Raw genomic sequence first — 10,917 nt, 5'->3', positions numbered from 1 at the left:
CCTTAAAATAGATACAACAAATGTATTATTCATTTTAGGTGGAGCCTTTGATCGAATTGAAAAAATAATCCAAAGACGTGGAGAAACTAAGACTCTTGGATTTGGAGCCAAAATAGAAAGTAAAAAGAATGTAGACTTAGGAAAGATATATTCAAAAGTTCTTCCTGAAGATTTATTAAAATACGGTATAATACCAGAATTTATAGGAAGAATACCAGTCGTTGCAACACTAGAATTACTAGATGAAGATGCTTTAATGAGAATATTACAAGAACCAAAAAATGCTTTGGTAAAACAATTTAAGAAATTATTAGAGCTTGACAATGTAGAATTAGAGTTTGAAGACGATGCATTAAGAGCTATTGCTAAAAAAGCTATAGAAAGAAATACAGGTGCTAGAGGACTTAGAAGTATCGTTGAAAATGTTATGATGGAAACTATGTATGAAGTTCCATCTAGAGACGATATCAAAAAAGTAATCATTACTAAGAAATCTGTAGAAGGAGATAGTGATCCAGTAATAGTACTTAAAAACCATGAAGAAAGTGCATAAATATTGCATAATTGAAAAATAAAGTGCATATGTATTGCGTGCATAAATTAAGTTTAAAAAAAGGAGCTTGTTTAGCTCCTTTTTTAAATTTTGTTTTCTAATGAATAAATTAAACAAATATAAGGAAAAAATAAGGGTATATTTCTATTTATGTTGAAAATTGAACTTCGTAAATATATAATATAAAAAGCACTATAAAAAGTGTTTGTTTAATATACATTATAGAAAATGCTTTAAGGAGTGAAAATTGTGGAAGATAAATATACTAAGATAGAACGTAAATTACCATTAATTCCTCTAAGAGGACTAGCAATTTTTCCATATATGATATTGAATTTTGATATAGGCAGAGATATTTCAATAAGAGCTTTAGATGAAGCTATGATGACAGATGAATTGATATTTTTAACATCACAAAAGGAAGTTGAAGTTGATGAGCCTACAGAAGATGATTTTTATCATGTTGGAACAATTTGTAAAGTAAAGCAAATGATAAAATTACCTGGGGACACAGTTCGTGTTTTAGTTGAAGGTATATCAAGAGCTAAAATAAAAGAAGTTAATCAAGATGCAGGATTTTTTGAAGCTGTTGTCGATGAAATTATATATAATCAAAATGAAAGTGAAAACGATGTAGAAGTCCAAGCTTTAGTTAGAAATGTTTTAGACTCTTTTGAAGAATATATAAATATAGGAAATAGAGTTTCTCCTGAAATACTTGTTTCACTAGAAGAAATAGAGAATGCAGATAGATTTGTAGATACTATTGCCTCTAATATATATTTAAAACCAGAGCAAAAACAACAAATACTAGAAGAATTTGATATAACAAAGAGATTGGAGCTTTTATATTCAATTTTATTAGAAGAAATTGATATATTAAAAATTGAAAAGAAAATAACTCTAAGAGTTAAAAAACAAATGAATAAGGTTCAAAAAGAATACTATTTAAGAGAACAGCTTAGAGCTATACAAAAGGAATTAGGTGAAGAAGAAGACATAAATTCTGAAGCAGAAGAGTACAGAATTAAGCTTAAAAAGATAAAAGCGCCTAAAGATACAAAGGCTAAAATAAATAGAGAAATAGACAAATTCTCTAAAATATCACCTGCTTCACCAGATATATCTGTAAGTAGAAACTATCTAGATACTATATTCTCATTACCATGGAATAAAGAAACTAGAGATAAACTAGACATCAAAAAGGCTAGAGAAATACTAGATCAAGATCACTATGGTATGGATAAAGTAAAAGAAAGAATACTAGAATTCTTAGCAGTAAGAACTTTATCTAAATCATTAAAAGGACCGATAATCTGCTTAGTTGGGCCTCCAGGTGTAGGTAAAACATCTATAGCAAAATCTATTGCAACTGCAATGAACAGAAAATTCGTGAGAATTTCTCTTGGTGGTGTAAGAGATGAGGCTGAAATAAGAGGTCATAGAAGAACCTATGTTGCAGCTATCCCAGGTAGAATTATAAATGGTGTAAAAGAAGCTGAAACTAAAAACCCTGTTTTCTTACTAGATGAAATAGACAAGATGGCATCTGACTACAAGGGTGATGTTGCGTCTGCTATGCTAGAGGTTCTAGACCCAGAACAAAACAAAAACTTCGTAGACCACTATCTAGAAATACCATTTGATTTATCTAAGATACTATTTATAACTACTGCAAATAGCTTGAGCACAATACCAGGTCCACTACTTGACAGAATGGAAATAATAGAATTATCTGGTTATATCGAAGAAGAAAAATTAAACATAGCTCAAAAATACTTAGTTAAAAAGCAAATAGCTGAAAATGGTCTTTCAGAAGGCTTTGTTAAAATAGACGATGCTACTATGAGAGACATCATAAACTACTATACTAGAGAAGCTGGTGTCAGAAATCTAGAAAGAACTATAGGAAAGATATGCAGAAAAATAGCTAAAAAATACGTTGAAGATCCAAGCTTAACTGAAGTTGTAGTTAAGAAGGAGGATCTAGAAGAATACCTAGGAAAAGACAAGTATACATTTGATTTAGCTGGAGCTAAGCCAGAAGTAGGAATGGTTACAGGGCTTGCATGGACTGCAGTTGGAGGAGTAACTCTAAATGTCGAAGTAAATGTATTAAAAGGTAAAGGACAAATTGTATTAACTGGTCAATTAGGTGATGTAATGAAGGAATCTGCTCAAACTGCTATTTCTTATATTAGATCAATATCAGATAAATACAATATTCCTGATGATTTCTATCAAACTGAGGATATTCACATTCATATTCCAGAGGGAGCTACACCTAAGGATGGACCATCAGCAGGTGTTACAATGGCTACAGCTGTATTATCTGCTTTAACTAAAATCCCTGTAAGATGCGATGTAGCTATGACAGGTGAAATAACTCTAAGAGGTAGAGTGCTACCAGTTGGAGGAGTTAAAGAAAAATTACTTGCTGCACATAGAGCTGGAATCAAGAAGGTTTTACTTCCAAAGGATTGTGAAGCTGACTTAGATGAAATACCACAAAATGTAAAGGATCAAATGGAATTTGTATTAGTTAAACACTTAGATGAAGTACTAGAACATGCTCTAGTAAAAGATGGTGATAAAAATGAAGATTAGAAATTCAGAAATAAAAATGAGTGCTACAAAAAGACATCAGTATCCAGCTGAAGGTCTACCAGAAATAGCTCTAGTAGGTAGATCTAATGTTGGAAAGTCTTCTTGCGTAAATGCACTGTTAAATAGAAGAAATTTCGCGAGAACTAGTCAAACTCCAGGAAAGACTAGAACTATAAATTTCTATTTGATAAATGACGAATTTTACTTTGTAGACCTTCCAGGATATGGATATGCCAAGGTTGCAAAATCAGAAAAAGATAAATGGGGAAGTATAATGGAAACTTATCTAGAAAATAGGGATGAATTATGCGCTATTTTCTTATTAGTAGATATTAGACATGAACCAACAAACGACGATGTAATGATGTATGAATGGATAAAACACTTTGGCTATGAATGCGTTGTAATAGCTACAAAGGCAGATAAAATAGCTAGAGGAAAATATCAAAAGAATATAAGCATTATAAGAAAGAAACTACAGCTAGAAAAAGACGAAAAGGTAATTCCTCTATCAGCAACTAAGAAAACAGGTGTTGAAGAGGTTTGGGCTGAAATAGTTGAACAATATACTAAAAATGGATATGAAATAACTGTAGATTAGATATTAAAATATAGAGAACCTATGATGTAGGATAATTAACACTACAAAATAGGTTCTTTTTTTGTAACAAAAATAAGACCAAATAAATATCTTAATATAGAGCTTTTTTAGGAGGTATTTGTTTATGGCAGGAAAAATAAGAAAGATGTTTCCAGGGGGAAACACATCTAATGGTTTTTATTCATTTTTTGATTATATAATACCAGATGGTGTGAATAGAATATTTTGTTTAAAGGGTGGACCAGGAGTTGGCAAGTCATCTTTTATGAAGAAGATTGCGAGAGAATTTGTCAAGATGGGATATGATGTAGAGCTTCATTACTGTTCCTCAGATCCAAAATCCTTAGATGGAGTGGTTATAAAGGGATTAAATGCAGTTTTGTTAGATGCAACTGCGCCACATATTGTTGATCCTAAATTACCTGGAGCGGTTGATGAAATTATTAATTTTGGCGAATTTTGGGATACAGAAAAATTGGAAAAGAATAAATCTGAAATTCAATTATGCAATGAGAATATAGGTGATTGTTTCCAAAGGGCATTTAAATTTTTAAAATCAGCGGAACCTATTTATCTAGATATAGAATCTAAGAATTCGAAATGTATGGATTGGTCGAAGGTAAATAAAATTACAGATGATTTTGTTAGCAGGATATTTGATGGGGTTGAATTTTGTGAAGGAGCACCTAAATGCAGACATTTATTTGGTTCAGCGATAACTCCTGTAGGATATCTAGATTATTCAGATAGCCTATTTGAAGAAGTAGAGAATATTTATTATATAAGTGGAGATATAGGTGTTGGCAAAAGTGAATTTCTGAGAAGTATTTACGAAAGGGCATTGAAAAAAGGGTTAGATGTAGAAGTATATCATTTTCCACTAATTTTAGATAAATTACAGGCTGTTTATATATCTAAGTTGAATGTAGCTATAACGACAAGCTCTTTATTTAAAGAAAAACAATTTATTAATTTAAATGATTTTATAGACGAAGAAAAATTAGACAAATATAAGGATGATATAAAAATAGACAAAGAAATAGTAGATTATTTGATGAATAATGCAATTGCAAATTTAAAACGAGCAAAATTCAACCATGATATTATAGAGGAGTATTATGTTCCTACGATGGACTTCGATAGAGTAGAAAAATTGAAGAATGAAGTTATTGGTAGAATTTTGAAATATAAGGAATAATAAATTTATAGTTTTAATCGAAAGGTTTAATTATGAGAAGTCAATTTTGTGTAAGTACAAAATTTAATTTGTTGTTATTTTGTACTTACACATTTTATTTTATAATAATTATTTAATAAATTTATCTACAATATTCAAGAAATATTTGTGCATTCTAATATCTTCAGTCAATTCTGGGTGGAAAGATGTAACAAGCATATTTCCTTCTTGTGCTGCAACTATATTTCCATCCACAGTAGATAAAACCTCTACATTTTCGCATACTGATTCTATATACGGAGCTCTAATAAATACCATTTCTATATCATCACCAATGCCTTTGACAGGAGCCTTTGTTTCAAAGCTTCCTAATTGTCTTCCATATGCATTTCTACGTACATTTATATCCATAACTGCAAGATGATTGTAGCTTTCGTTTACTATATTCTTAGCTAGTAAAATCATACCAGCGCAAGTTCCCCAGACAGGCATACCATTTTCTATTCTAGATTTTAATTTATCGTAAAGTCCTAAAGTTTTGATTAATTTTCCCATAGTAGTACTTTCGCCACCAGGGATTATCAAACCGTCTATATTATCGATATCCTCTTCATATCGTACATCGATAGCTTCAACGCCTAAAGCTTTGAGCATTTGTAGATGTTCACGATATGCTCCTTGCATTGCTAAAACTCCTATTTTCATATTACCAACCTCTAACTGCTAATTTTTGTTCATCTTCTAGGCTATCAACAGAGATACCGCTCATTGCACCACCTAGATCTTCTGATATTTCAGCTAATTTAGCTGGATTGTTGTAATATGTAACTGCTTTTACTATTGCTTCAGCTCTTTTCTTAGGATTGTCAGATTTGAATATACCAGAGCCTACGAATACACCATCGCATCCAAGTTGCATCATAAGTGCTGCATCGGCAGGAGTTGCTATACCACCAGCTGCAAAGTTAACTACTGGAAGTTTTTTATTGTCGTGTACATATTTAACTAGATCATAAGGAGCTCCAAGATTTTTAGCAGCAGTCATAAGCTCTTCTTCTCCCATAGCTGCAACTTCTCTTATATCTTTGTTCATTTGTCTCATATGAGTTACTGCTTCTACAACATCGCCAGTACCTGGTTCACCTTTAGTACGTATCATAGATGCGCCTTCTCCTATTCTTCTCAATGCTTCACCTAAATTTCTAGCACCGCATACGAAAGGAACTTTGAATTTACTTTTGTCTATATGGAATAATTTATCTGCTGGTGTTAAAACTTCACTTTCATCTATGTAGTCTATTTCTAAAGCTTCTAGTATTTGAGCTTCTACAAAATGCCCTATTCTAGCCTTTGCCATAACTGGTATAGTTACTGCTTTTTGTATTTCCTTTATCATTTTAGGGTCTGACATTCTAGCTACACCGCCGAATTTTCTTATATCAGATGGAACTCTTTCTAATGCCATTACTGCACAAGCACCTGCTTCTTCTGCTATTTTAGCTTGTTCTGGATTTGTAACATCCATTATAACTCCACCCTTTAACATTTCTGCTAAATTTTTATTTAAACTATATCTTTCATTCATTTTTTTAATACCTCCAATATTAATTGTTTGATTTCTATAGGATTAATACTAGTACAATTTACATTAATTTACAATAAAATAATTTTAAAAAGCTGTTAATTAAGCATTGTAATAATACAATAAAATTAAAATTGATTTTTATATATAAAATTGTACTGTTACAATGTAAAAATTATGCACATTAATCTATGACTATTAAATAAGTTATTTATTTGAAAATATTTCTATTTTATGTGAATAGAATTTGTTTGTATAGTACATAATTCAGTTAGTAAATTAATTATGAATTAGAAGGTGATGGCCATTGTTAGCAAATAATTTATTGTCGATTGTACCAGAGAAAATTGCGAGAAAATACAACGTAATACCTATTAGACTAGAAAATGACACTTTAATTATAGGAGGAAGTAAAGATGACATCTACACGATACAGGATTTAAAAATGATAACAGGCAAGAGGATTGTTTTTAAAAGATATTCACAGGATGAAATTGATAAAGAAATAGAATCTACATATGGAAATAAAGTAGAAGTAGATGATGATTATGCTAAGAAAATTTTCTTTGAAATTTTAAATAGAGCAGTAAAAGAGAATGCTAGCGATATACATATTGAACCCTTTGATAATTATCTAGCGATAAGGTTTCGTATAGATGGAGAATTGTACGAGGCTTTTAGGTATACTTTGGACTTACATTTACCGCTTACTGCAGTAATTAAATTAAAATCAGGTATTGATATTACTGAGAAAAGACTTCCTCAGGATGGAAGAGCAGATATAAATATAAACGGAAAGTTAATCGATATCAGAACATCTACAATTCCGACTACATATGGAGAAAAGACAGTTCTTAGAATTTTAAATAGAGATAACTTTTTTAAGACAAAGGAGGAAATAGGTTTTTCTGATGAGGCTATAGCCGTTATCAACAAAATGATATCTAATAAGTCAGGGATTATTTTAATTGTAGGTGAAACAGGATGTGGAAAGAGTACGACTTTGTATTCATTATTGAAAGATTTAAATATTGTATCAAAAAATATCATAACAATAGAAAATCCAGTTGAATATAAAATGGATGGAATTAATCAGATACAGGTGAATGAAAAGATAGGTTTAACTTTTGAGAAGGGATTAAGGGCTATTTTAAGACAAGATCCTGATGTAATTATGCTAGGTGAAATAAGAGATTCAGAAACCGCTAAAATAGCTGTGAGAGCATCTATAACAGGCCATCTCGTATTGAGTACCTTACATACAAATGATGCTATATCTTCAATCACTAGGTTAAAGGATATGGGTGTAGAGTTATATTTAATAAGTGCTTCTTTAGTTGGAATTATATCTCAGAGATTGGTTAAAAAGGTATGTCCATATTGTAATGGAAAAACTGAAGCATGTGAATATTGTGGAGGCAAAGGTTATATAGGAAGAACTTTAGTTTATGAAATTTTGGAGATAGACGAAGCTATAAAAGAATGTATAAATGATTTTGAAAAGAATAATAAAATTAAAGATGTTGCTATTGAAAGGAATAAAATGATTACATTTGATCAATGCTATAGAAATTTGCTTGAAAAAAATTTAGTAAGGTCTTTTTAGTTTAGGAGCTGTTAGATATGGAGTCATACAAATGTATTGTTTATAATGAGGAAAATAAAAGAAAAGTAATTGATTTAGATTTTGAATACGAGGAGGATGTGTTCAAATTTGCTAAAGATAATAATTTAAAAATATCCGCTATAAAAAAGAGAAGGTCTATTTTCAGTTTTTCTCAAAAATTAAAAAATAAAGAGCTTAAAATACTGTGCAAAGAAATAGGAATTTTATTTGAGTCTGGATGTGAAATAACTAGATTATTAGAAGTGTTGGAAGCGCAGGCAAGTAAAAAATTAAGACCTGTATTAAGAAAGATATTGAGGGAAATAGAGAGTGGAAATTCTATAACAGAGTCATTTAAAAAGACTAGTGCTTTTTCTAGATTTTTTATCAGTTTGGTTTATGCTGGTGAGATAAGTAGTAATTTAGATCAAGTTATGTACAGATTGAGCGAGTATTATGATAAAGAAGCTAAATTAAAGAGTAAAATAATAAGTATTTCTATATATCCAGTTATTTTAGCTCTTGTAACAGTTGCATCTGTATTATTGATTTTGTTATTTATTATGCCAAAGTATGAGGCTATATATTTAGAAAATAATATAGATATACCAGCTATAACAAGAGGAATGCTATTTCTATCTAATTTTATAAGAAATAATTATATAGCTATACTTTTGGTGAGCTTTATGTCAGTAATTATAAGTATGTATATATTCAAAAATAATCAAGAATTGAGGAAAGAATTACATAAGTTATTTTTGAGATTGCCTAAGGTAGGAGAGCTTATGCTTTTAAATATTACAAATAAGTTTTCTAAGTCACTTTATATTCTAGTCAAAAGTGGTGTAGAAATAGTTAATGCAATTGATATATCTGCAAAGGTTATAGATAAGAAGTACATATATGAGATGATTTGCGTTGCAAATGATTCTATAAAAGAAGGAAATAGTATAGGAATATCGCTTAGCAAAATTAATTTATTTCCACAATTATTTATCACTATGGTTACAATAGGAGAATCTACTGGTAGATTGGAGGAAGCATTGGAGACTATTAATAAATTTTATGAAAATGAGCTAGATGAAAAAGTCGAAATAGGAACGAAGTATTTTGAAGTTGGTATAATTTTAGTAATGGGACTTATAGTAGGTGTTACAGTTATATCAATGGTTATACCTATGTTTAATACGATATCTTCTTTTTAGAAGATAAATTTAAATACTAATTATGAAAGGAGATACATTTTATGAAAATTATATTTGAAAAAATCAAATATAAAAAGGATTTTATTTTAAAAAGTAAAAATAAAGAATCTTTTGATAGAAAGAAAAAAAGAGGGTTTACTTTAGTTGAAGTTATGATAACTGTTACTATTATAGGAATACTTTCAAGTATGGCTATGCTTAGTTATTCAAAGGCACAAGAAAAGGCAAAAGTAAACATAGATTATGCTACAGCTGCTAATATAGCTACAGCCGCTCAAGTGGCTGCTACTAATGGAGAAACAGGAATAAGTGTTGAAAGTTTAGTCAGTGGAGGATATTTACGATCTATGCCAGAAGTACAACAAAGTTCTGGAGGATCATTTAAAGTTATAGTAGGAGATGACGACACAGTAACTGTGAGCATAGGAGATATTCAATATTATCCTAAACCAAATGAATAAATTTAAAAAGGAATATTATGAGGAACAATAATCTTTAGAGGAGATGATCTTATAGGAAAATTTATATGTATGAAATTAGATAATTATTCAACTGAAATACTAATTTTAAAAAAGCATATCAACAAAATAAAATTGGTCGATATTATCAATTTAGATGTTGGGGTGAAAAATTTAAATAGCTCAAAAATGAAAAAGGAATATGTAGATTTAGTTGTCAAAAAACTAAATGCATATAAAAAACTAAAAAAGATATTTTTTGCAGTACAAAATGAAGAAGTTATAGTAAGAGGATATGAAAATTTAGCTAAGATAAGAAAACGTGATATATACGGATATATAAAATTCGAGATAGGACAGGACATGCCTATAAATTTAGATAATTACATAGTTAAATATAGGGTTTTAAATAAATATAAAAGTACTATGGATTTGCAGGTTATATTATTCCCTAAGCATATAGAACAGATTTGCGATCAAATTGCAGAAAATGCAGGTATTAAGCACAAATATTTAAATATTAATTACAACATTATACAGAAATTGATGGATATAAATAAATTAAATATAAATTGTGACAGATGTATTATAATAGAAAATTTAGATGATGAAATAATTTTAAATTTAGTAGAAAATGGGAAAATATACAATTCAAATGTGTTTGAAAAGGAAGGAAATGTGGATTATATATTAAAATTTTTAGAAAAAGATATCAACATATTTTATTATGGATTAGAAGATCATTTTTTAAATCAAATAAAAGAAAATGGATTTAATGTGGATAAATTAAAATTCGATTTAAAACTAAATAAGCTGTGGATAGAAAAAAATGTGGATAAAGATATAAATAATTATATGATTTGTATAGGATTGGTAGTATAAAATGAGAAAAAATACTAAATGTATCAACATTTTTGAGAAAAATAAAAGAAATTGGAATTTATACCAAGTAAGTATTCTTATAATACTGTTGATAACTTTATTTCAAGTATCGATTAATGTAATTAAATATACACAGCTTACTGATTACATATCTAAGCATAAATTAGAAAATATTTCACAGCAAGAGGAAGTAAATAAGAATTTATCTGAAGGTAATCAAAATTTAGATACACAAAAATGTAACAT

11 protein-coding genes are annotated in these 10,917 nt (G+C 29.4%); 9 read left to right on the top strand and 2 right to left on the bottom strand.

The features are described from left to right. The 4 genes from ACI3VO_RS15070 to ACI3VO_RS15055 form a co-directional block, all read left to right on the top strand. The coding region (locus ACI3VO_RS15070; protein ID WP_439758705.1) for an AAA family ATPase at window positions 1-553 on the top strand (553 nt) is incomplete at its 5' end. Window positions 554-802: 249 nt separating this feature from the next. Continuing rightward, on the top strand, window positions 803-3,160 hold the full coding sequence (gene lon, locus ACI3VO_RS15065; RefSeq protein ID WP_439758704.1) for an endopeptidase La: 2,358 nt from the start codon (window positions 803-805) through the stop codon (window positions 3,158-3,160). Continuing rightward, a complete protein-coding gene (yihA, locus tag ACI3VO_RS15060; protein WP_439758703.1) occupies window positions 3,150-3,761 on the top strand; it encodes a ribosome biogenesis GTP-binding protein YihA/YsxC in 612 nt (203 codons plus the stop codon). The genes lon and yihA overlap by 11 nt, the downstream gene beginning before the upstream one ends. 124 nt (window positions 3,762-3,885) lie before the next feature. Then, complete coding sequence (locus ACI3VO_RS15055) at window positions 3,886-4,959, top strand: PRK06851 family protein (RefSeq protein WP_439758702.1); 1,074 nt, start codon at window positions 3,886-3,888, stop codon at window positions 4,957-4,959. Between the two features lie 108 nt (window positions 4,960-5,067). Here ACI3VO_RS15055 and pdxT read toward each other — a convergent pair whose 3' ends face one another. Continuing rightward, the gene (gene pdxT, locus ACI3VO_RS15050; protein WP_439758701.1) at window positions 5,068-5,643 is read right to left on the bottom strand and encodes a pyridoxal 5'-phosphate synthase glutaminase subunit PdxT; all 576 of its coding nucleotides are present in this window, start codon (window positions 5,641-5,643) and stop codon (window positions 5,068-5,070) included. Window position 5,644: 1 nt separating this feature from the next. Then, window positions 5,645-6,523, bottom strand: coding sequence for a pyridoxal 5'-phosphate synthase lyase subunit PdxS (pdxS, locus tag ACI3VO_RS15045; RefSeq protein WP_439758700.1), 879 nt, complete (start codon window positions 6,521-6,523; stop codon window positions 5,645-5,647). Between the two features lie 304 nt (window positions 6,524-6,827). Between pdxS and ACI3VO_RS15040 the strand changes: the two genes are divergently transcribed. From ACI3VO_RS15040 to ACI3VO_RS15020, 5 genes are all read left to right on the top strand, one after another. Continuing rightward, the gene (locus ACI3VO_RS15040; protein ID WP_439758699.1) at window positions 6,828-8,126 is read left to right on the top strand and encodes a GspE/PulE family protein; all 1,299 of its coding nucleotides are present in this window, start codon (window positions 6,828-6,830) and stop codon (window positions 8,124-8,126) included. A 17-nt stretch (window positions 8,127-8,143) separates the two neighbouring features. Further along, window positions 8,144-9,331 (top strand): type II secretion system F family protein, encoded by a 1,188-nt coding sequence (locus ACI3VO_RS15035; RefSeq protein WP_439758698.1) that lies wholly within the window; start codon window positions 8,144-8,146, stop codon window positions 9,329-9,331. A gap of 41 nt (window positions 9,332-9,372) precedes the next feature. Then, complete coding sequence (locus ACI3VO_RS15030; RefSeq protein ID WP_439758697.1) at window positions 9,373-9,792, top strand: type IV pilin protein; 420 nt, start codon at window positions 9,373-9,375, stop codon at window positions 9,790-9,792. A gap of 69 nt (window positions 9,793-9,861) precedes the next feature. Then, complete coding sequence (locus ACI3VO_RS15025) at window positions 9,862-10,671, top strand: hypothetical protein (RefSeq protein ID WP_439758696.1); 810 nt, start codon at window positions 9,862-9,864, stop codon at window positions 10,669-10,671. A gap of 1 nt (window position 10,672) precedes the next feature. Further along, on the top strand, window positions 10,673-10,917 hold a 245-nt coding region (locus tag ACI3VO_RS15020), incomplete at its 3' end, for a hypothetical protein (RefSeq protein ID WP_439758695.1).

This window comes from Intestinibacter sp., assembly GCF_051866655.1.
GTDB lineage: Bacteria > Bacillota > Clostridia > Peptostreptococcales > Peptostreptococcaceae > Intestinibacter.
The sequence above is the reverse complement of the archived record's forward strand: the minus strand, read 5'-3'. Positions and strand labels throughout refer to the sequence as shown.

Bases quoted from the DNA above. Each gene is read 5' to 3' on its own strand.
- yihA (WP_439758703.1), top strand. From the start codon at position 3,150: ATGAAGATTAGAAATTCAGAAATAAAAATGAGTGCTACAAAAAGACAT.
- ACI3VO_RS15055 (WP_439758702.1), top strand. From the start codon at position 3,886: ATGGCAGGAAAAATAAGAAAGATGTTTCCAGGGGGAAACACATCTAAT.
- pdxT (WP_439758701.1), bottom strand. From the start codon at position 5,643: ATGAAAATAGGAGTTTTAGCAATGCAAGGAGCATATCGTGAACATCTA.
- pdxS (WP_439758700.1), bottom strand. From the start codon at position 6,523: ATGAATGAAAGATATAGTTTAAATAAAAATTTAGCAGAAATGTTAAAG.
- ACI3VO_RS15035 (WP_439758698.1), top strand. From the start codon at position 8,144: ATGGAGTCATACAAATGTATTGTTTATAATGAGGAAAATAAAAGAAAA.
- ACI3VO_RS15030 (WP_439758697.1), top strand. From the start codon at position 9,373: ATGAAAATTATATTTGAAAAAATCAAATATAAAAAGGATTTTATTTTA.
- ACI3VO_RS15025 (WP_439758696.1), top strand. From the start codon at position 9,862: ATGAAATTAGATAATTATTCAACTGAAATACTAATTTTAAAAAAGCAT.